This window comes from Lacibacter sp. H375 (genome assembly GCF_037892425.1).
GTDB lineage: Bacteria > Bacteroidota > Bacteroidia > Chitinophagales > Chitinophagaceae > Lacibacter.
In genome coordinates this window covers 1,104,887-1,128,382 of sequence record NZ_JBBKTT010000001.1, presented here as the reverse complement: position 1 = coordinate 1,128,382, position 23,496 = coordinate 1,104,887, and the positions used below count along the sequence as shown (strand labels likewise).

At 40.3% G+C, this 23,496-nt stretch carries 17 protein-coding genes; 10 read left to right on the top strand and 7 right to left on the bottom strand.

What is annotated here, in order from left to right; genetic code table 11:
* The first annotated feature begins 3 nt into the window (after positions 1-3).
* From cyoE to WG954_RS04885, 10 genes are all read left to right on the top strand, one after another.
* Entirely contained in the window at positions 4-921 is a 918-nt protein-coding gene (cyoE, locus tag WG954_RS04930; RefSeq protein ID WP_340434199.1) for a heme o synthase, read from the top strand.
* 49 nt (positions 922-970) lie between these two features.
* Positions 971-1,540 carry a cytochrome c oxidase subunit 3 gene (locus WG954_RS04925; RefSeq protein WP_340434197.1) on the top strand — a complete coding sequence of 190 codons (570 nt, stop codon included), beginning with the start codon at positions 971-973 and terminating at the stop codon, positions 1,538-1,540.
* A 35-nt stretch (positions 1,541-1,575) separates the two neighbouring features.
* A complete protein-coding gene (locus WG954_RS04920) occupies positions 1,576-2,247 on the top strand; it encodes a cytochrome c oxidase subunit 3 (protein ID WP_324229763.1) in 672 nt (223 codons plus the stop codon).
* A gap of 37 nt (positions 2,248-2,284) precedes the next feature.
* Positions 2,285-2,722: a cytochrome C oxidase subunit IV family protein gene (locus tag WG954_RS04915; RefSeq protein WP_340434194.1), complete on the top strand. Its 438-nt coding sequence runs from the start codon at positions 2,285-2,287 to the stop codon at positions 2,720-2,722.
* 81 nt (positions 2,723-2,803) lie between these two features.
* Positions 2,804-3,502 (top strand): SCO family protein, encoded by a 699-nt coding sequence (locus WG954_RS04910; RefSeq protein WP_340434192.1) that lies wholly within the window; start codon positions 2,804-2,806, stop codon positions 3,500-3,502.
* A 19-nt stretch (positions 3,503-3,521) separates the two neighbouring features.
* Positions 3,522-4,097, top strand: a complete 576-nt coding sequence (locus WG954_RS04905) for a DUF420 domain-containing protein (RefSeq protein ID WP_340434190.1) — start codon at positions 3,522-3,524, stop codon at positions 4,095-4,097.
* A 72-nt stretch (positions 4,098-4,169) separates the two neighbouring features.
* On the top strand, positions 4,170-5,234 hold the full coding sequence (locus tag WG954_RS04900; RefSeq protein ID WP_340434189.1) for a class I SAM-dependent methyltransferase: 1,065 nt from the start codon (positions 4,170-4,172) through the stop codon (positions 5,232-5,234).
* A 376-nt stretch (positions 5,235-5,610) separates the two neighbouring features.
* Positions 5,611-9,582 (top strand): T9SS type B sorting domain-containing protein, encoded by a 3,972-nt coding sequence (locus WG954_RS04895; protein ID WP_340434188.1) that lies wholly within the window; start codon positions 5,611-5,613, stop codon positions 9,580-9,582.
* Positions 9,583-9,633: 51 nt separating this feature from the next.
* The gene (locus tag WG954_RS04890) at positions 9,634-10,659 is read left to right on the top strand and encodes a PorP/SprF family type IX secretion system membrane protein (RefSeq protein ID WP_340434187.1); all 1,026 of its coding nucleotides are present in this window, start codon (positions 9,634-9,636) and stop codon (positions 10,657-10,659) included.
* 73 nt (positions 10,660-10,732) lie between these two features.
* Positions 10,733-12,757: an OmpA family protein gene (locus WG954_RS04885; RefSeq protein WP_340434185.1), complete on the top strand. Its 2,025-nt coding sequence runs from the start codon at positions 10,733-10,735 to the stop codon at positions 12,755-12,757.
* Positions 12,758-12,811: 54 nt separating this feature from the next.
* Here WG954_RS04885 and WG954_RS04880 read toward each other — a convergent pair whose 3' ends face one another.
* From WG954_RS04880 to trmB, 7 genes are all read right to left on the bottom strand, one after another.
* A complete protein-coding gene (locus WG954_RS04880) occupies positions 12,812-15,244 on the bottom strand; it encodes a PAS domain S-box protein (RefSeq protein WP_340434183.1) in 2,433 nt (810 codons plus the stop codon).
* A 286-nt stretch (positions 15,245-15,530) separates the two neighbouring features.
* Positions 15,531-16,838 (bottom strand): sugar MFS transporter, encoded by a 1,308-nt coding sequence (locus WG954_RS04875; protein WP_340434181.1) that lies wholly within the window; start codon positions 16,836-16,838, stop codon positions 15,531-15,533.
* Positions 16,839-16,956: 118 nt separating this feature from the next.
* The gene (locus WG954_RS04870; RefSeq protein WP_340434179.1) at positions 16,957-18,240 is read right to left on the bottom strand and encodes an MFS transporter; all 1,284 of its coding nucleotides are present in this window, start codon (positions 18,238-18,240) and stop codon (positions 16,957-16,959) included.
* Positions 18,241-18,328: 88 nt separating this feature from the next.
* Entirely contained in the window at positions 18,329-21,916 is a 3,588-nt protein-coding gene (locus WG954_RS04865; RefSeq protein WP_340434177.1) for an amidohydrolase family protein, read from the bottom strand.
* Between the two features lie 134 nt (positions 21,917-22,050).
* Entirely contained in the window at positions 22,051-22,425 is a 375-nt protein-coding gene (locus tag WG954_RS04860; RefSeq protein ID WP_340434175.1) for an MGMT family protein, read from the bottom strand.
* Positions 22,385-22,603, bottom strand: a complete 219-nt coding sequence (locus WG954_RS04855) for a C1orf53 family protein (protein WP_340434173.1) — start codon at positions 22,601-22,603, stop codon at positions 22,385-22,387. The genes WG954_RS04860 and WG954_RS04855 overlap by 41 nt, the downstream gene beginning before the upstream one ends.
* An 81-nt stretch (positions 22,604-22,684) precedes the next feature.
* Complete coding sequence (gene trmB / locus WG954_RS04850) at positions 22,685-23,392, bottom strand: tRNA (guanosine(46)-N7)-methyltransferase TrmB (protein WP_340434171.1); 708 nt, start codon at positions 23,390-23,392, stop codon at positions 22,685-22,687.
* Positions 23,393-23,496: the final 104 nt, after the last annotated feature.

The window sequence follows — 23,496 nt, the reverse complement described above, 5'->3', positions numbered from 1 at the left end:
AAATTGAGTAGTCAACCGGAAGATAAGAAACAGGTGAAGTCGGGAGTGATGGGCAAGATCGATGATTACAAACAGCTCATCAAGTTTACGCTCAGTTTTACAGTGGTGTTCAGTAGTGTGATCGCATACATGCTTGCACCCAATGTAGTGGAATATGATTTTGCAAGTATTCTGCTGTTATTGTTAGGTGGTATGTTGGTAACAGGTAGTGCCAATGCCATCAATCAAATAGCGGAAAAAGATACAGATGCAGTAATGAAGCGAACAGGTAACAGGCCTGTTGCAAGTGGAAGAATGAGTGTGCAGGAAGCAACAGCGTTTGCTTTTATTGCTGCAATAGTTGGTTCTTTGATTTTGTGGTTGTATTTCAGTTGGTATGCTGCGGGTTTAGCATTGCTGAGTTTATTTATTTACGGGTTTGTTTACACACCGTTGAAGAAAGTAAATTCTATTGCTGTACTTGTTGGTGCAATACCAGGCGCTTTGCCCTGTCTTATTGGCTGGGCAGCAGCTTATGATGCTGAGAACTTTTCATGGACTGGCGGTTGGATATTATTCGCTATCCAGTTCCTTTGGCAGTTTCCTCACTTCTGGGCTATAGCATGGGTTGCACATACAGATTACAGCAAAGCAGGATTCAAATTGCTGCCTTCGCAACAAGGGCCAACTAAATTTACAGCCATTCAAACAGTGATTTACTCTTTGTTGATGATACCTGTGGGCATGTTACCGTTTTTCTTTAACATGAGTGGTATTTTTAGCATGTGGATACTCGTTGGCGCTAACCTGTTTATGGTTATCCAATGTGTAAGATTGTATTTCAACATGGATGTAAAGAGTGCAAGAAGAGTAATGTTCAGCAGTTACATTTATTTACCAATTGTATTGCTCGCATTACTTGCTGATAAACTTGGACAGTAATAACTGAAAAGAAACTGCTTCGGCAGTAATGATAAAAAGCGTTTGAAAGATGGAGAAGGTTATGAGTAGCGAACGAACACAAAAAATGCATCCTCATAAGTTTACCTTATGGATTGCCATTGGAAGTATTACAATGATGTTTGCCGGTTTCACCAGCGCATACATTGTAAAGAGTAACCAGGCAGGTTGGGAAGCTGTGCAAGTGCCGAAGATCTTTTATTTGTCAACTGCATTGATCGTTGCAAGCAGTATCAGTATTTTTCTTGCTCAAAAAGCAATGGCTTCAAGAGAAATGGCGAGATACCGTTTGCTCATCTCGGTAACTGCAGTATTAGGGTTAGCATTTGTAGCAACACAGTTCATTGGTTTTTCTGAACTGTGGGCAAGCAAAATAACATTTAAGGACAGTGTGGCGGGATCGTTCTTTTATATTATTACAGGTGTGCATGCTTTGCATGTTGTTGGCGGAATCATTGCACTGGTGGTTTTATTTTTGCGTGCATACAATACCAAAACAAAATTCTACAGTACGGCGCCTGTTGAAACAGCCGGCTTGTATTGGCATTTTGTTGATCTCTTATGGATCTACCTGTTTGCATTTTTCTTACTGGTATCCTGAGCGTAAAATTTTTGAGAACAATTAAAAACAGATAAATGGCACAAACAGTAGCAGCAAACACAAAATGGTGGAGTGGCGGTAAAAGCCCCTTCAATGTGGAGTATGGCAAGTTGATGATGTGGTATTTCTTAATGAGTGATGCGTTTACATTCGGCGCATTTTTGATTGCGTACGGTACAGTACGTGTATCCAGTATTTCATGGCCCGATCCAAACTTTGTGTTTCAGTCCTTCCCGTTTTTAGGTAATGGATTGCCATTGGTGTTTGTGAGTTTAATGACATTTATCCTCATTGTAAGTTCTGTTACAATGGTGCTTGCTGTACATGAAGGTCATCATGGAAATAAGAAAGGTGTGGTTAAATGGATGATCTGGACTATCGTTGGTGGATTGGCATTCTTAAGTTGCCAGGCATGGGAATGGAATCACTTGCACCACGAAGGTGCATGGTGGGGTCGCAATCCTTTCCCGAATGCAGATGGTACTGTTGCTTCAAGCAATTTTGCTAACTTCTTTTTTACCATTACGGGTTTTCACGGTTTCCACGTATTTTCCGGTGTGGTGATCAATATAATTGTAACCATCATGGCATGGCGTGGTGTGTTTGAAAGAAGAGGTCATTATCTCATGATCGAGAAGATTGGTTTATACTGGCACTTTGTAGATTTGGTGTGGGTATTCGTATTCTTATTCTTCTATCTTGTTTAACTCTATTCAATAACTATTACTCAGAAATAATTTATATATGGAACATCAAACATTTGGCGGTGAAGTAACAATACCACATGATGCACCCGGTGATGATTCGAAAAAGAGGATCTGGAGAACAACCTGGATTCTGTCTGGTATTACCATCGTTGAACTTGCACTCGGTTATTTGTTATACGGTACTGATTTCAGTGCAGGATTAGACATTGCTATCAAAGGGATCATTGTTATCCTTTCTTTGGCAAAAGCATTTTATATCGTTTCTATTTTCATGCACCTTGGTGATGAGATCCGTAATATGATCATGACAATTGTTGTACCGTTGGCTTTGTTTATCTGGTTCATCATTGCCTTTTTGTGGGATGGCGATTCATGGAAAAACCTCCGTAATGAATATCGCCCGAAAGATCCGGTTAAATATGAACAGAAAGTTGAACCGGCTCACGGTGGCGCTCATGAAGGTGGGTTGAAATAATTATGTTATCTGATTCATATTCGTCCCGGTTTTCCTTCGTGGAGTATCGGGACGATTTTTTTAGCAGCGAATGAAAAGTGTATGAGTAAAAAAGGAATTCTCGGTTTATTGTTGGCAGTTGGCATACCGGTTACAGCTTATCTGATCGTGAAGTATAGCAGCGAAGGGATAGTAGATATGCCCCGTCACTATTTTTTTGATTCAGTAACTGAAAAAACAGTGAAGGGAAAACTGGTAAAAGATACTATATGGCATAAGGTAAACAACTTCAGCTTTACGAATCAATTAGGCCAAACAGTAAGTGTTGATTCGTTGAAAGGAAAAATATTGGTGGTGGATTATTTTTTTACACGGTGTCCCAATCCATGTCCCACGCTTACTCGTAATATGAAGAAGATGCAGGATGCGTTTCTGAAAACAGATTCCCTGGTGCACTTTATTTCTTTAACCGTTGACCCCGCAAGAGATAGTGTAGAAGCGCTTAAGCGATATGCCGATAAATATAAAGTGAGGCATAACAACTGGTGGTTCTTAACAGGCGATAAGCAAACCATTTACAAACTTGCCTATGATGAATTTAAAGCAGCAACCATTGATGGAGGAGAAGTTGATACAGCCTTTCTTCATACCAATAAATTTTACCTGCTTGATAAAGATCGGGTAATACGTGGCTGGTACGATGGAACAGATTCCATTGCAATGGCGAAAATGGCGAGAGATATTGGTTTGTTGTTTTTAGAAAAAGACAAAAAGAAAAAACGAAACCTATTCCGTAAATAAAGCTATAAGACGAACAACTATGTCGTACAGTAGAGGAGAACACAGACGTGGGAAATTACCCCCGGCGATTGAGAAGAATGATAAGCTTGCTTACATTCTCATTTTTGCGGTAAGTATTATTGTTTTTGTGGCAGTGGCCTTTCTTAGTCGTGTGGAACTGAAAATTAACCTTGGTTTTGACAAGCATATTTTTGCCAGGCTGAATGCACTGATCAATACGTTTGTTGCTTTGCTGTTACTCGGAGCGTTGTTTGCAGTGAAAGACAAGCGTTATCGTACACACAAAAAGCTAATGCTGTGGGCAATTGGTTTTTCCGTAATGTTTCTGGTGTCCTATATCTGTCATCATTTATTTACAGGTGAAACAAGTTATGGAGGATCAGGCCTAATTAAAATAGTCTATTACTTTATTCTCATCACACATATCATACTAGCAGGATTAATCCTTCCTTTTATATTGTTCACAGCTTACCGTGGCCTCACCGCTGAATTTCATAAACATAAAAAACTGGCACGCATTACCTGGCCGCTTTGGCTTTATGTTGCCGTTACAGGTGTAATTGTGTTTTTAATGATAAGTCCTTATTATTCCTGAACTGCTGCATTTGCCGGTACTTTGATTGTTAAGATAATCATTGCAGCATAAAGTTTCGTTCTTTTGTGTAACATGCGTATGGTTATTGATTACTCAATATTACAATGCCCGCTTACCGGTGAAGAATTATTTCCTGCCAACGACGATGTACTGACGTTGGTAAACAAAAAGCTGCGTGTAAAAGAAAACATCACAGAAGGGCTGGTCAATCTTTCACAAACAATTTTTTACCCAATAAAAGAACATATTATCTTTCTTCATCAGCATTACTGCATACCACTTACCGAAGAAATTGTATTTAAAAAAAATATAGACTTCGATAAAGAGCGAATCTTTAACTACTATAACGACATAAAATATATTGACTTTGAGGGAAAAAAGATTTATGAAGATGCAGACAAGTGGGTTGATTTTCGTGATTTTATGTTAGCTTATACACAACAAGGTTTTTCTAATGTACGCAAATACATAAAGCAGCAGGGAACATATTTTGCTGATATAGCCTGTGGCCCCGTTGCATTTAAAGAATATGTTTGTTTAGCAGATGGGTATGCTAATCGTATATGTATTGACATATCAGTAAACGCATTGCAGGAAGCCAGGCATAACCTCAAAAAGGAAAACCAGCAAGGAATTTTTATTTGTGCTGATATGCTTTCGTTGCCGTTAAAAGAAAACGTATGCGACGCTGTCGTATGTCACCATGCCTTATTCCATGTACAGAAAGATCTGCAACTAACAGCATTAAAAGAAATGTGCCGTATTGCAAAGCCGGCCACTACCATTGCAGTTGTGTATGATTGGTTTTATCATTCTGCTTTTATGAACATTGCTCTGGGGCCAGTACAACTCTACCGCATAGCCCGGCACTATGCGGGCAAGCTGTATGCAGGAATGTTTAAAAAAAACAAGCTCTACTTCTACTCTCATAGTCAAAATTGGTTTAGAAGAAATAACCCAGGCACCAAAATAAGTTTCTACGCATGGCGAAGTATAAATAAATACTTTAGCAAATTATACCTGCACAAAAAATTTGGAGGAGTACAACTGCTTAATTATATCTGGAGAAAGGAAAAAGAAAAACCCGAATTAATGGGTAAGATTGGCGAGTACAGTGTTATTGTAATTGAAAAGTAGCAGTATATTTCGGCTTCTTTTTTGACTTAACATTATTTGACAGCGGCATGTCTTGTCCTATTTTAATTAGTATCACTTAGTTAGACTATGTGTTTTTCCTGCAATTATTTTTAGCATGAGACAGTAAGCGTGTACTAAGTATAAATCAGTGCGTACTTAGGTTAGTTAACTGTGAAATCAGCAACACAAAAAAGTAATTGCTGCAATGAAGCAGTGCGTTTTTTAATCATGAAGTGTACTCATTTTCGTGTTCAAGACACCGTAAGTAGAAACACACAATTTTTAAGGAAAAATACTGTATCGCTTTATAAAGTATAATGATTGTGTTATGTTTATGTATTAATTCTCCGTATTAACCTGAACTAACAGCTAAAAAATGAGCCCAAAAAATCCAATTTCCTTTACAGGAACAATATTGTTTCTGTTACTTTCATTCTTTTCACATGCCCAATCAATTGGAACATTTGCATCTGCAAGAAGTGCCAACAATAATCAATTCGATTATACTGTAGAGGGTTTTTCCCCGACAGTATTTGACAATGCCAGCACTATTGCATTTACACTTGGTGATTTCCCATTGTTGAGTAATTGGAATCTTACTGATGACCAAAATGCAACTGCAACCGATCATGCATTTTTTGCACCTACCATTTCAAGTTCTAATCCTACAACCTGTAATGGAACGGATGGCTCAGTAACAATTAATGGGTTAACACCTGGTACCAGTTATGATATTAATTATACAGACGACGGAAATGCGGTTGGTCCGGTTACCATTGTTGCAAATGGCGCAGGCCAGGCAATTATTACCGGTTTGAATGCAGGTGTGTATGCCGGATTTACAATCACGGAAAACGGAAATACAACCAACTTGTTTTCCGGTGTAATCTTATCAAATCCCATCATTGTTCCTTCGTTCACAGCAATACCCCCTTTCTGCTCAGGCACAACTGCACCAGTATTACCAACAACATCAAACAATGGTCTTACAGGTACATGGAGCCCGGCTACAGTGAGTAATACTGCAAGTGGTTCATATACATTCACACCAGCTCCTGGTCAATGTGCTTTGCCTGTAACCATCAATATAACTGTGACGGCCCGCACCACACCAAACTTTTCGTTTGGCACATCATTAAGTATATGTGCCGGTGGAACTGTTCCCAACTTACCCAACACATCCACAAATGGAGTTGCAGGTACGTGGAGTCCTGCAACGGTTGATAATCAGAATTCAGGTGTGTATACATTCACACCTAACCCAGGTGAATGTGCTAATTCTACAACCTTCACGGTTACCGTAGCGCCAAACATTACACCAACGTTTAGTTTTGGAACAACATTAAGTATTTGCGAAAGCGGCTCTGTTCCTGCTTTACCTAACACATCAACAAATAATATAACAGGTACATGGAGTCCTGCTACTGTAAGTAACACGGCAAGTGATACATATACGTTTACACCAACAGCCGGACAATGTGCTTTGCCGACAACATTCACAGTTACGGTAACACCAAACGTTACACCTACGTTTAGCTTTGGCACATCTTTAAATATTTGTTCTGGCGGAGCAGTACCAACATTACCAACTACTTCTGACAATGCAGTTGCAGGTACATGGAGTCCATCAACTGTAAGCAATACTGCAAGTGGTACTTATACATTTACACCAACTGCAGGACAATGTGCACTGCCTACAACGTTCACGGTTACAGTAGCGCCGAACATTACACCAACATTTAGTTTTGGTACATCATTAAGTATTTGTGCAGGCGGAACGGTTCCTGCTTTACCAAATACATCTACCAATAATATAACAGGGACATGGAGCCCCGCAACTGTAGATGATCAAAATTCAGGAACGTATACGTTTACACCAACAGCTGGTCAATGTGCGTTGCCAACAACGTTCACTGTTACGGTAGCACCGAACCTTACACCAACCTTTAGTTTTGGAACATCATTAAGTATATGTGCAGGCGGCGCTGTTCCTGCTTTACCGAATAATTCAACAAATAATATAACAGGTACATGGAGCCCTGCAACAGTTAGCAATACTGCAAGCGGAACTTACACATTTACGCCAACAGCTGGTCAGTGTGCTGTACCTGCTACTTTTACCGTTACAGTAACACCAAACGTTACACCAACATTTAGTTTTGGTACAGCACTTAGTATTTGTTCCGGTGAAGCGGTGCCCGCTTTGCCAACCACATCTGATAATGGCTTAACAGGTGCATGGAGTCCTGCAACTGTAAGTAACACTGCAAGTGGTACGTATACATTTACACCAACTGCAGGTCAGTGTGCAACAACAACAACGTTTACTGTTACAGTAGCACCGAACATTACACCATCGTTTAGCTTTGGTACCACGTTAACTATATGTGATGGTGGAACAGTTCCTGCTTTACCAAATACGTCAACTAACAGCATAACAGGTACGTGGAGTCCTGCAACAGTAAGCAATACTGCAAGCGGAACTTACACATTTACGCCAACAGCCGGACAATGTGCGTTGCCTGCAACATTTACGGTCACAGTAAATCCAAATCTCACACCAACATTTAGTTTTGGCACAGCCCTGGCGATCTGTTCTGGCGGAACTGTTCCTGCTTTACCGAATACTTCAACAAATAATATAACAGGTACATGGAGTCCTGCAACAGTAAGTAATACTGCAAGTGCAACTTATACATTTACACCAACCGCAGGACAATGTGCAGTTCCAACAACTTTCACTGTAACTGTTGATGTAAACATTACACCAACGTTTAGTTTTGGTACAACACTTACAATTTGTTCTGGCGGAGCTGTTCCAGCATTGCCAACCACATCAACCAATGGTATAACAGGCACATGGAGTGCTGCATCAGTAAGTAATACTGCAAGTGGAACCTATACTTTCACACCAACAGCAGGTCAGTGTGCAACCACTACCACATTTACTGTAACGGTAAATCCCAACATCACACCAACATTCAGTTTTGGAACAACGCTCAGCATTTGCGATGGCGGTACAGTTCCTGCTTTACCGAATACTTCAACAAATAATATAACAGGTACATGGAGTCCATCAACAGTAAGTAACACTGCAAGCGGAACATATACATTTACACCAACAGCTGGCCAATGCGCTGTGCCAGCAACATTTACTGTTACAGTAAACCCGATACTTACACCAACTTTCAGTTTCGGAGCCACGTTAAGTATTTGTAGCGGTGCAACAGCTCCTGCATTACCTGCAACATCAACAAATGGTATTGCCGGAACATGGAGCCCTGCAACAATTAGTAATACAGCTAGCGCAACATATACATTTACACCAAATGCAGGTCAGTGCGGAACAAGTACGACATTGAATGTTACAGTCGTTGCGAATACAATTCCAACATTCAGTTTTGGAACAACACTTTCTATATGTTCTGGCGGAACAGTTCCTGTTTTGCCAAACACTTCTGATAATGGAGTAAGCGGAACATGGCTACCCGCAACAGTAAGCAACACTGCAAGCGGTACTTATACATTTACACAAACAGCAGGTGTTTGTGCAACAACACAAACATTCACTGTTACAGTCAATCCAATTGTTACACCAACATTCAGCTTTGGTACAACAGCTTCCATTTGTGTGGGTGCAACTGTTCAGGCATTGCCAACAACATCAGTAAATAATGTAACAGGAACATGGGCGCCAGCAACTGTAAGCAGTGCCGCTGCTGGAACTACTGTTTACACATTCACACCAACAGCAGGACAATGTGCAGTGGCACAAACTTATACTGTTGAAGTAAGTACAGTACCAACAGTAACTGTTCCTGCAAATAGTACAGTGAACGATGGCGCACTTGTGCCAGCAACAAACTTTACAATTACACCTGCAGGCGCATCTGTAACATGGACCAACTCAAACCCGGCAATTGGTTTAGCAGCATCCGGTACCGGCAATGTGCCACAGTTTACTGCAACCAATCCAGGTAATACAGATATCACCGCAACTATAACTGTTACACCACGTAACAATGGCTGTATCGGCACAGCAAGAACTTACACCATTACCGTGAAGGCTTTGGATAAAGGAGTATTTGTGCCGAATGTATTCTCACCAAACAATGATGGTAAGAACGACAGGGTGATGATCTATGGTAATTACATTAACAAAGTAGAGATGCGCATCTTTAATCAGTGGGGACAACAGGTTGCATTCCTCAACAGTCAAACACAAGGTTGGGATGGAACACATAAAGGAAAACCACAGCCGGTTGGTGTGTATGTGTATGCATTGCGTGCAGTAATGACCGACGGTCGAACAGTTGATCTCAAAGGCTCAATTACACTTGTTCGATAAAATACTATTAACCTGATAACCATATTTAAAATCTTATATCTGTTCAATACAATGAAAAATAAATTCATCACACAACACGGTTTGCTTACAGCATGTCTGTTGATGCTCGGCATGCTTCAATCGGTTGCCCAGACAGATCCGCATTTTACACAGAACTACACCTATCCCATGTATACCAACCCGGCAATGACGGGTGGCAGCGATGGTGATTACCGAATATCTGCAGTGTACCGCAACCAGTGGGGAAGTGTAACGAATCCATACAGCACTACCGGCTTATCGTTCGATACACGTACAAACAAAAACATTGCAGTAGGTATTAACTTAATGAATCAAAAAGCAGGCGACGGTGGTTTTAACTACTTCAATGCTTATGGTTCTGTTGCTTACACCGGCGTTAAGTTTGGAACAGATAATAATCACCGTTTAGTGTTGGCGATACAAGCCGGGTTGATTAACCGTAAAGTAGATCAATCAAAATTCAAATGGGGCGATCAATGGAATCCTATTACAGGTTATAATGCATCAAACGCAACAAGCGAATCATTTGCAAATACAAACTCAACTACGTTTGATGCAGGTGCGGGTGTGTTGTACTACGATGCAACGCCCGATAAGAAAACAAATGCATTTGCAGGTCTTTCAGTATTTCATATCAATCGTCCGAAAGATCCGATCATTTCTGCAGGAAGTGTAAGTCTTAATACCATTCCATTACGTTATGTATTACATGGTGGCTTGAGTTTTAATTTATCTGAACGTACAAGCATTGTACCCCACGTGTTATACATGCGACAGGGTACGGCAACGGAAGCAATGATCGGCACATATGTACAGCTGAATGTAAATGAAGAAACTGATTTTATGTTTGGCGGCTACTATCGTTTGAAAGATGCCATTGCTCCTTTTATTGGTGTTGATTGGAGAAATTTTATTGTGGGATTGAGTTATGATGTGAATGCATCAAAGCTTGGATCAATGACAAGAAACGTAAACAGTTTTGAATTAAGTCTTTCTTATATCAAACGCAGCGGAACAAGAAGCATTTTTGATTGGATCCGTTGCCCACGCTTATAATCCTATTGAAGTGAATGATAAACCTAAAGAAAAAATGAAACCCAATATCTCCCTTCAACAAAAAGCTTCTACAATGAACATTGTATATAAAACCGCAGGTAAGATTGTTCTTTCAGCAATTGCCTGCACCCTCTTTGTACAAACACAAGCACAGGATAAACGTATTGTGCAGGCCAATGCCTATTACGCATCTGGTGATTATTATACAGCTGCACAGTTGTATGAGCAATTTCTGAAACCGGACCCCAAAGAAAAATCAAAAGCTGATTTTCCACTGAACGCTAAACGCAACAGCCAGGGAAGCGGCATGGGCAAAGGCGTAACAAAAAATGACATCATTTATAAACAGGCTGAAAGTTTTCGCCTGGCAAATTATTTTCCGCAAGCGGCAGAGCGCTACAAAACTGTTGCAGAACTGGAACCATCAAAGTATAATGATGCATGGTACTGGTATGCAGTGTGCCAACGCAGTCTTGGTAAATATGATGATGCAGAGGAAAGTGTGAATCGTTTCCTCAGCAATGTAACTGCCAACGATCCATTGAAAGCAGCTGCAGAAAATGAACTGCAAACATTGAAGTTTATCAAAACACAATTGGTTCGTCCTGATACAATCATGTACACGCTTAACAAAACAACTCTTTCAAACGGTACAGGTAAAGGTGTATTTGCTGCCACGCATTTAGGCGGAAATCAATTTTTAATCACAAGCACAGAGACAGATACTGCTGCAACAGCAGGTGTAAATCCATATCACAGTCGAGTGTTTACAGCAACCTTGGAGAATAATGAATTTAAAGTTGGCGAAAGCGTTTCGCTTCCAACAGGTGAAGCAGCCATCAACCAGGGAGCTGCGAGTGTAAGTGCCGATGGTAACCGTATTTATTTCACACAATGGAAAAACAGCAATAGCCGCAAAAGCTCAGCCATTTATCTTGTTACAAAACAAGGTGACGGATGGAGTACTCCTGTTGCGCTTACTTCTGTTAATGCAGATGGCCACAGTAGTAAGCAACCTTATGTTTCTACCGATGGAAAATATTTATTCTTCTCATCTGATCGCCCCGGTGGAGCTGGTGGTTTTGATATCTGGTATGCTCCTTTGCAAGCCGATGGTACAACAGGTAATGCAGTTAATACCGGTTCGGTGATAAACACAGCCGGAGATGAACAGGCTCCATTCTATCACAGTTACAGCAGTACACTGGTTTTTTCATCGAACGGCAAACTGGGAATGGGTGGATATGATCTGTATAAAGCCAAAGGCTGGGAAACAGAATGGAAAGCCGCTGAGAATATGGGTCATCCTGTTAACTCAATAAGAGATGATGTGTATTATCATACAACCGATAAAACATCTGTATTAAAAAATGCTGTGTTTAGTTCCGATCGTGGATCAGAATGTTGTTTGGAAACTTACACAGTAAGTAAGGCACCAAAGAAGAAGATCATGACGGGATTGGTGATCGATAAAAAAGATAATCAACCTGTGAGCGGTGCTACCGTATTAGTGAATGTTGGTGGTAAACAACAAAAAGTGACTACTGATGCGTCCGGTCGCTATACAGTTGAGGTGGAAACAGATGTTACAGGAAATGTAACTGTAAGTAAACACCGTTACAGTGAAAAGCAAACTGATATAGCAATCGTAAAAACAGATGAAAGCAGCTGGAGTACTGATAAGTTTACTAACAATGATATTGTACTCGATCGCAAGATCATTCTTACACCTGAAACGGTTGTAACTGTTTACTTCGATTTTGATAAGCATAACATTAAAGATGATGCAGCATTCAAACTCGATTCATTGTATGATATCCTCGTGAAAAACCCTGGAGCCATTGTACAGATCAGCGGTTACACCGATGGTTTGGGTACAGTTGAATACAACAAAGTACTTTCAGATAAGCGTGCAAAAGCATGTGCAGATTACCTAATTGCAAAAGGATTGGATACAGCACGTATCAACTTTGAATCGTTTGGTGAATGTTGTCCGTTAGAAATGGAAATCATCAATGGTCGTGATAACGCTGATGGCCGTGCAAAGAATAGAAGAGGATTGATCAATATTTCTTACCCACCGAAAGAAGAAGAATAAGATTGTACACATAAAAGAAAAGCCGCATCATTTGATGCGGCTTTTCTTTTTCACTTAAACTCCCTGGTACAAATCTTCCGTCTGCAATTCAACCGATAACATAAACCCATTACCCGGGCTTGTTACTACATCCATTGTACCATTGTACACACTTAACCGGCTTGCAATATTTTTTAGGCCAATACCCTCTTGTGCTGCTTTTTTTGTCATGCCATCGCCATCATCACTGATCGTTAAACGTACGGAATCTTCATTCGATTCAAGTGCAAAGATCACTTTTGAAGCATTGGCATATTTAATAATATTCGTACACTGTTCCTGTGCAATTCTATAAAGTGTGAGTTTTTGTTTTTCGTTCAGGCTGTCTTCGTTAAAGTTGTTCAATTCAAATTCCACATCAATGCCCACAAAGGCGAGCATGCTGTTGGCAATTTTGTAAAGCAGATCGACAAGGGTTTCATGGCTTAGAAATGGTGTTACCATTTCGTGTGCGATACGTCTGTTTTCATTCATTACCTGGTTGATGGCATCAACACACATGGCAAGATATTGCGTGTGTTTGTCTGGGTTGGTTTGAATCATCTGTAATAACAGTTTTGTTCCTGCAAGCAGTTGATTGATGTTGTCGTGCAATTCCTGTCCAATGGCATTCCGCTCTTTTTCCTGCGCATCAAGAGCAGTTTCAGTAATTTCTCTTGCAGTTTTTTTCTGTTGCCTGATCAACTGTTGTTGAAGTTCTTTCCGCTTACTGATATCACGAATATATGCGCAGGTAAAACTGTTATTATCGGTCAGTACTTTTAGAGCAAAAAACTCAACCGGGAATTCTTTGCCCGCTCGATTTACAACTGTTGTTTCTATTATTCGATCTAAGCTTTCAGCATTTCTCGAATGCAGGTAATGCAGGATGCCTTTTTCTGCAAACTGTCGATAGGCTATCGGAATAATCGTTTCATGAAAAGCTTTTTCTTTTACTTCATCAAACGACCAACCGAAAAGATTATCTGCCTGGTTGTTCCAGAAAATAATTTTGTTGCTGTTATCAACACAAATAATGGCATCGAGTGAAGAGTTCATGATCAACCGCCTGATCTCTTCGCTGTTTCTTGCTGCTATTTCGTTTTTCTTTTGCTTGGTAATGTTGCGGATAAAGACAGAGAGACCATCAGCCGATGGATAGATGTGATTTTCCTGCCAAAGATCAAGCGCAGGGTAATGATCGGTATTTGTTACGTAGATCTGTTCTTTCATCGCCCTTTCAAATGCATGATAGGTATCTGAACCAACTGCATCAGGAAAAACTTCCCAAACAGTTTTGCCTATAAGTTCATCTGCTTTCTTATGGATCAGTTCTTCAGCCTGTTTGTTGAGGAATGTATAACGGAATTCATTGTCAACTGCAATGAATGCATCGCTGATGCGTTCAATCAATGTTTTGTATTGTTCCCTGCTCCTTTGTGCCTCCATTTCAGCTAAACGCTTTTCAGTTATATCTCTGAAATAAATTACCAAGCCGTCTGTTGCGGGATAAATACTGATCTCGGTCCAACGTTTAAAATAAGTGGAGTAACCTTCATAGAACACTTCTTTTTGAGTGGCCATGGCCTGTTGAAATGCGTTGTGAATTTCTCCACCCGTAGTTTCAGGAAAACATTCCCAAATATTTTTACCAATAACCGATTGATCAAACAACTGTGCTGCATTTGCATTGATGTAAGTAAAGCGCCAGTTAACATCCAAAGTGAAAAATCCGTCTGAGATCTGTTCGATCATTTTCCGGAAACGTACTTCACCTTCAAGTACTTCTTTTGTTTTTTTCTGTACCTTCTCTTCAAGTTCTTCTTCTGTTTGTTTTTGTTTCTTGAAATACAAAACGATCCATCTGAAATTAACGGCTAATAAACAGAAAATGATAAACAACATGGAAAACAGGAAGACATTCATTTGCTTGAGTGCCTGTTCATTATTATTGCGTTTTTGCTGCAGGTAATTATTTTGCAGCGCATTTATTTTAACACCTAACAGCCTTATGCTATCAGTGTATCGTTTTCCAACACCACTGGCTACAAGATCCCTTGCAGCTTCAGGATTATGCAGCATCGTTGTTTTGATCATTAAACGGGAGAATACTATGCGCTTGTTGAGAAGTGGTTTTAATGAATCAACAAAGATCGACTTGATTTCAGGATTCTGAATACGGTGTTCCAGTTGACTGCTGTATGATTTTAATGTGCGTTCGGAAGCGTAAAGCGGTTCAAGAAAAGTTTCATTGCTGGTAATAACATAACCACGTGCACCCGTTTCGTTATCGGTTACCGCAAGTAAAAGCTGTTGTAATTGGTAACGGATATCTTCTGAATACATTACTTCCTGGTTGGTATCTTTCAGCGTTGCCGTCCGACGTATAGTAATGTAAACAATCGATACAATAAGAATTGTAAAAAGCAATAAGGCGACAAGTATTGAACTTCTGATCGATAGTTTCATAGATTCCATTACTTAAAGCGACAAAACTGATGAATAAACTGTGGATTTGGTTTTGTTCGATCGTTAAGTATGCTCTCTTAAAATTATGAAACATGTGTAAGAATTACAACTATTTTAAATATGTTTTCATGCGGCTACATTCAACTCAAACTGATAATTTTTTTATGCGGGATTTTTGAAAATGAATTTAAACCCGATTCTCTTTTAACTGATAATAAAAAAACGTTCAGTATTCTGAACGTCTTTTATAGAGACATTGTTTTAATTTAGTAAAAAAGTTGTTTGACTATGCTGTGTATCTTTTCTTCAAACCCGCTTTATGTCCGCTTACTGCAAAGTAGAGTATGTATAAATAACATGGTAATACCGCAATAAAAAATGCCAGTTGAAAATCAAGTTTCAAGTTATCCTTTAACCAGGCATAGATCATTGGCCAGATAGCACCACCCGCAATACCCATGATCATAATAGCCGACCCTGTTTTGGTAAACTTACCAAGGTGACTGATACCAAGAGGAAAAATAGCAGGCCACATTAATGAATTGGCTAATCCTAATAATGCAATAAAAGTTACCGATGCATAGCCACCAGTTAAATATGCGCCAATACTAAAAATGATACCGAGCATGGCACAGATGCGCAATGCTTTCTGTTGTGAAATATATTTCGGGATGGAAATGATCCCAGCGATATAACCAATAAGCATTCCGCTTAAAGTTAAGGCAGTGAAGAATTTCGCAATATCAGCACTGATGCCCAGTGCTTTTCCATATACTCCAATAATATCTCCTGCCATAACCTCTGCAGCAACGTATACGAATATGCAAAATGCTCCAAGGAATAGATGTGGGAACTGGAAAATACTTTTATGCTGAACAACTTCACCGCTTGTTTCATCCACAACATCTTCTTCAACCTGTACTTCGGGGAGATGCGTGAATTTTATCAGTAATGCAAACAAACAAAAAACAATAGCAAGAACAATATAGGGCATGTTTACACGATCCAATACTTCCTGCAACAGTTGTTCTTTTTCAATACCAGTCGATGCCTCAATTTGCTTTTCAATAGCTGCTGCATTTTTTAGAAACAATGTGCCCATAATAATGGGAACAAGTATGCCGGCTGTTTTATTACATATGCCAGCAAAGCTGATTCGTTTTGCTGCACTTTCAATAGGGCCAATAATGGTGAGGTAAGGATTTGCCGCAGTTTGTAATAATGCAAGCGCTGAACCCTGTATAAAAATTCCTGTCAGGAACAAACCAAATGAATTTGATTTTGCAGCAGGAATAAATAATAACGAACCAACACCTAAAATGAGCATGCCAAGAACAAGTCCGTTCTTAAACCCTGTTTTCTTTAATATCCATGATGAAGGTAATGCCAAAAAGAAATAAGCCATGTAGGAAGAGAACGTAACAAAGAAGGCCTGGAAATCGGTTAACCCAAATGATAGTTTGAAAAAAGGAATCAACGTTCCATTTGCCCATGTTACAAATCCGAAGATGAAAAACAAAGCGCAAATCATTATCATGGGGATGAGCGTTGTTTGCTTTTTGGGCAGAACCATCTGTATCGTTTGTTGCTGCATGCAATTATTTTAACCTTGAAAATATGTTAATCTATGCGGAAAGCAGAAGACAACCGTTTGCACAAAGAAAAAGCCGCATCAATAAATGCGGCTACTTGTATTATTGATTGTGTGAAACTCACCCCGCCATATCCTGTGCGGCAGCAACTTCATCTTCCATAATTTTTTCCTGCTGATTTAATGTTACAGATTCTGCTGCTGTTTGTTGTTTACGCAACAGGTTGAAACCAATTACAGACAGCATACATACTGCACCAACAACCCACCATAAAACAGTGAACCCCGATTGATCTGCAATCCTTGCACCGAACATGGGCCCAAAGGTTTGCGCTGCCGACCATGCCATTGTATATAGTGCAGCATATTGTCCACGGTTGCTGTGATCGCTTCGGCTGATCCAGAAGCTATTCATAAAAGGCATCGACAACATTTCACCAACGGTAATAAACAGGATAATCATCATTGCCATAATATGCGTAATGTTGAGAAAATTCAGGAGCAGAAACGCAATTGCTGTCAACAACACACCTAATACAACAAACAGTAAAGGCGTTTTTCTTTTTTCCAGGCGATAGATCAATGCCATTTCCGTTAACACAATAAAAATCCCGTTTGCAGCCATGAGCGAACCGATAAACGGTTCAGAAAAACCACGTTCTTTTTTAAAGTAAACAGAAAGGTTGGTGAATAGCTGAAAGAAACTGGCAGCAAATAAAAAGGAACAAAAGATAAACCATAAATACACTTTGTCTTTGTAAGCAGAAAGAGCTTTTACAGTTGCTGCAGCAACAGTTTCTTTTTTTAGTTCCTGTACCGGTGGTTTCAGTAATCGATACAAGAGTAATGCTGCTGAGATATTTGTGATACCATCAATCCAGAACAACAGTTCGTAATTGAAATGTGCAATCAATCCACCCAAGCCACTACCAACGGCCCAGCCTAGATTAATAGCCAGCCTATTGAGTGAATAAGATCTTGTTCTGTTTTCTTCCTTACTGTAAAATGCAATAGCTGTTGAGTTAGCAGGACGGAAGGCTTCATTCACAAAGCTCAAAACAAATGTAAAAATGCAAATGAGCGGATAACTTTTCATTTGTCCCAGCACTATAAACAACAATCCCCCACCAAGCAATGTGATCAACTGAATTTTATAAAAACCAATCTTATCAGTTAATCTTCCGCCGATGTATGCTCCAGTAAATGCTCCTGCACCAAACAAACCAAATACAAAACCTGCCTGGCTGAGTGAATAACCCATTGCAGGACTTGTGAGATATAAACTCAGAAAAGGCACCACCATTGTTCCACTTCTGTTTACAAGCATGATCCATGATAGTAGCCAGGTTTCTTTCGATAAACCTGTATATGCCTGCTTATAGGAGTTGAATGTTTTGGAAAGCATAGAAGGAGAACAAAAGTATTATTAATCGTTCAAAAAGAAAATCGCCGCTCAGTTGAGTGAGCGGCGATTCATCTTGTTTACAAATTCTTTACTGCTTCACTTCAGTTGTCACCGTTGGTGCTGGCTTTGTCCAACTGCCTGCATCCATTTTACGTGGTGTTGGATATATTTCATCCAATGTATTGCCATCATACAATCGTCCGTTCTTTATTACATAACGAATGGTATTGGTGTTGCGGATATTCTGCAATGGATTTGCATCCATAATATTAATATCAGCAAGTTTACCTTCCTCAATACTTCCCAGTTCTTTATCTAATCCCAATGCAGTTGCACCAAGTATGGTTGCAGTTCGCAGGGCGTTTAACGGCGTGAGGCCACCGCTTGCAACACTCCACAATTCCCAATGATAACCCAGCCCCTGTAACTGGCCATGACTACCGATGCCTGCTAAACCTCCCTGCTGTACTACGCTGTTAATTCCTTGTGCATGTTTTGTAAACACATGATCTTCGGGTGTAAACCAACCGCCCAAACCACCTGCACGGCGGCGTGATTTAGCACTCAATTCTTCATAAGGTGTAAAGAAGTTGAGCTTCTTATCATGCACCGGGCTTTCAGTGGTATAGAAATAGTTTTCTGCCCATGGTCCGCCATAAGCCACAAGTAACGTTGGCGTGTAGGCCATTTTACTTTCTGCAATCGTTTTTGTTACGTCGTTATACAATGGGAAGATCGGAATAGCATGTTCATGACCGGGATAACCATCAAACAATTGTGTCATGTTCAACTTATAATCCAAACCACCTTCAGTTGTTGGCATCAGCTTTTGTTCTTTTGCCGCCATGATCACCCATTGGCGATGCAGCCTGTTACCTACCAAATACATTTTGATGTATTGTGTGTTGTAATACTTGCTGTATTGTTTCAACACATTGCGTGTTTGCTCCAGGCTCTTTAAATTATACATCCAAAAACCAACACCGGGACCTGTGCTGTACACACGTGGGCCAGGTAATTGACCAGCATCAACCATATCACTCCATGTTAACACATCGGTAACTGCTGTTTGCGGATCTCTTGTGGTAGTAACACCATAAGCAAGATTGGCAGCATAGATCCACGATGTGTTTTTATGCAAACCCCAATAGGTCCACATATGCGAATGTGTATCTACAAAACCGGGTGTAATGGTTTTACCGGTGCAATCAATTTCTTTTGTACCTGCAGGTACAGTAAGTGTTCCTGTTTTACCAACTGCTTTAATACGGTTGTTGACAATGAGTACATCACCATTTTCAATCACCTCCTCACCTTTCATAGTAACAATGCGTGCATTCTTCAGCAACATTGTTCCTGTTGGCAGATCTTTCTGATAATATACTTTCACCTGTGTTTCATCAGGCGTATATTTTTCTTTCTTCTTTAATTCTTCTTTTGCCAATGCTTCACGCTTTGCACGTGCTGTATCAACTTTTAAAATGGCTGCAAGTGAATCAGCACTTTTCTTTGCTAATGAATCAGCAAGTTTTTTTGCATCAGGTCCGAGAGCAATTAATGCTTTCACACTGTCAGCAGCTTTTTGCGCTTCGATCTTTTTTGCTGCTTTCACTGAATCCTCAACAAACTGTGCACGCTCCGTGTCATATACCCAATGTCCATTACCTAAACTCCAGTGTATTTTCTTTCCATTGCCTTCCCATGCAGGAAACTCGCCACCAATTTCTGTAAGTTGCCTTGAAGGAAAACTGCTGAATGATGGATCGGCTACGTTGATCGTTGGCATTTTACCTGTTTGCGGAATAGTAACCACATACACGTTGTTGTTTACTTGTGCCAAAGCTTGATTTCCCTCAGGTGCCATCAGAATAATGCCTGCTGATGATGGCAGATTTTGTGGTTCACGGTTGCTTGCACCTTCGGGCAACATGCAGTAATTAACAGCACTGGTCTGCATTATTGGTTTACCCATTACATAGGTAACATCATTTGCTGTACCAGTTGTATGTTCATGACCTGAATGATCTTCGTGTGCATCTGCTGCTGTGCCATAGGTTGTGATACCGGTGATGCGTACATGTGTTTTAAGATCGGTACCATCCCAGCGGCAAGAGATGAGTGTACCACCTTGTCCGTTCAGGAAAATACGTTCTGTATTCTTTGTGAAATGAATATTGCCTGCATTCACTGTTAAGTCAACTTTTGTTATTGGTCCACCTGTTGCATTCATCCATACAATATCTGCCTCTGCACCACTGTAAAACGGGTCTTCTGCATCTTTGAATAAACGAAGCGGGGCTTTAAAAAATGCAATGCGGTTATTATAACTCCAGGCCGGCTGCATATAAAAACCCGGCTCTGTTGTAAGTTTTGTAATGGAAGGTTTATTACCCAAGGTTGCTTTGTATAAATGACCACCTTCAGTTTCATTCCATGTTACAAACGCCAACTGTGTTCCATCTGGGCTCCATGTTGGCATAGCTTCTGTAAAGTTGTTATTGGTTACACGTTTTGGTGTGCCGTTTGGATAATCCATCACGTATAAACGGTTGAGAACCGTGAATGCTAATTTCTTTCCATCGGGACTAGGAACGCCATCACGTATTTGATTAGCTAATGCAGCACTTGTGTCCTTAATCGCATAGTTGAAATACAAACGTGGACCCATTTCTAAATTCAGATCTGCTTCAAACGCAATTTCTGTTGCTTTACTTCCATCAACAGGTATGCGCCAGATCTTACCACCATAACTTGCAACGAGAAACTTACTGTCTGGTGTAAACGACATTCCTGGTAATACACCTTGTGGTGCAATACTTTCCTGTTCATCACGCTGTACAGGATAGGCGAGCCAACGCTCATCACCATTTTTCATGTTACGTAAAACCAAACCGGTTTTATCCTGGTAGCGACTGCCGTATACCATCCATTGCCCGTCTTTACTAAGCGTTGGCGTAAATGCTGAACCATAACGAGTAGTAATCGTATTGGTAATTCCTTTATCACGATCATATGTGCCGATCTGGTATTGAGGTAATAATGCGTTGTAATTCCATGAACCGTTACGCTGACTGTAGTAAACATGTCTGCCATCAGCACTTACAAACGGGTCAATTGTTTTTAATGCGGGTGGTCCATCATTCAACTGAATACCACCGCCACCATCTTTATGATAGATCCACAACTTTGGAATGCGGCGGCCTTTACTGGCGATAATATAATTACCATCAGGCGTCCAAACCGCTGCAGGAAAATCTTCCGTTGGATCTTTTGTTAACTGCACGGTATCTTTCTTCTCCATATCAATGTACCAAATATTATCACTGCCACTGCGATCACTGGTGAAAAGAATTTTCTTTCCATCGGGACTGAAACGAGGATGTGTTTCGTAAGCAATACCTTTTGTTACAGCAGTTGCTTTACCACCGGCAGCAGGCATGGTATAAATATCGCCCATGAGATCGAAGGCGATAGTTTGTCCATCAGGACTAACATCCACACTCATCCATGTACCTTCTTTGGCCGTGAATTTAATGGTACGTTCAGGTTTAAGGGGAAGTTTTGCAAATGCCGTATAAGGCATGGTGTCTTTTTTTGTACTGTCTTTTGCAGGTTGTTGTGCAGCAAGCGGGCCCGACAAGCCGATAAGGGCCAGCACGAATGCAGTCTTTCTCATACTTTTTAGTTTTGGAGAAAGTTAGTATAAGAGGTTGAGATTTTTAAGGAATTCTTGTTTAGTGGTTATTGGGGTGGATGATGTAACCATCGACAGATTATAATTTCATCAAACAAAATATTACGGGAATATCATCAACCTAACTCAATGGCCGGGTCCCAAAAACGTTTTTCAAAATCAACTACCGTATCATTCTTTACGGCAACACCATCTTTCTTCAGCAGTTCTTCCATATGTGTCGGTGTTTCGAAATGTGCTTTGCCACTAAGCATGCCATTTCGGTTTACTACACGTTGTGCAGGTACTTTTGGTTTTACGTTGTGTGCACCATTCATAGCCCAGCCAACCATGCGTGCAGATAACTTGGTGCCGAGATAGGCAGCAATAGCACCATAAGACGTAACACGACCCTTCGGTATCTGTCGCACCACATCATATACATCCTGGAAAAAAGAATATTCTTTTGCTTTACCCGTTTTGGGAAGTTGAGGTTGTTTTTTGGAGGGCATCTTTTCGCTCTTTTATTACCAAGGTACGACGAGGCTCCGGAACAGCTTCATAATCGTAAGGACAATGCCGGCAACCGTGGCCGCAACAGTATCCTTTGTCAAGATGATACTTGGCAGTGAGCACTATATTGTCTTGCTCATCATAATAGAAATCCAATCCTTCCTTTAAGTTATTCATGTGCTTCCTGTGGGCGTAATAATTGTTTAACCAACCACAATCCATTTTGTTGCAACTATTTTTTGCAGAAAATCAGTTCGTTCAGTCTTTCTCAGAATCAAACACCCATTTTTTTAACAAAGCATCGGGCTCAGCAGGTAATGGCGTTGCAGGTAAACTGAATTGCAGGTAATGGATGCGGTTACTTTGTGCAATATCCAACCCTTCATAATGTGTTTTGATCTTCAACTCATCGCTGATGGTTTCTTCTTTATACAGATCATCGGTTGAAGTATGCAGCGGCAAATTATACAAGCTGATCACCTCTTTTGTGAAACGATAAAGTACCGGTGAGTCAGTTTTCAAATGAATAAGTCCGCCTTGTTTCAGCAATTGCTGATACGAACGTAAAAATTTTGGATGTGTTAAACGCTTTTTGTGTTTCGATGCACGGAGTTGTGGATCAGGAAACGTGATCCATATTTCACTTACTTCGCCTTCAGCAAAATAATTCGTCACCTGGTCAATTTGTGAACGTACAAACGCAACGTTGGTCAAACTTTCTTTCAATGCAGTTTTGGCTCCTACCCAAATGCGGTTGCCTTTAAGATCTATACCAATAAAATTCCGTTGAGGATATAAACGGCCCAGCCCAACAGCATACTCGCCTTTGCCACAAGCCAGTTCTAAAGTGATCGGGTGATCGTTCTTAAAAAATTCATTCCACTTTCCTTTTATATCCTGCGGATACTGCAACACATTAGGAAAGGTTTCTATTTCAGCAAAACGGATGAGCTTTTTTTGTCCCATAGCGGGCAAAGGTAATAAGCACGGTCAGTGTTTCAGCATGTATAGTTGGTAATCTGGTTACCGGCTGTTTCTTTTTGCCATAAAAAGAATTATATTGGATGCAT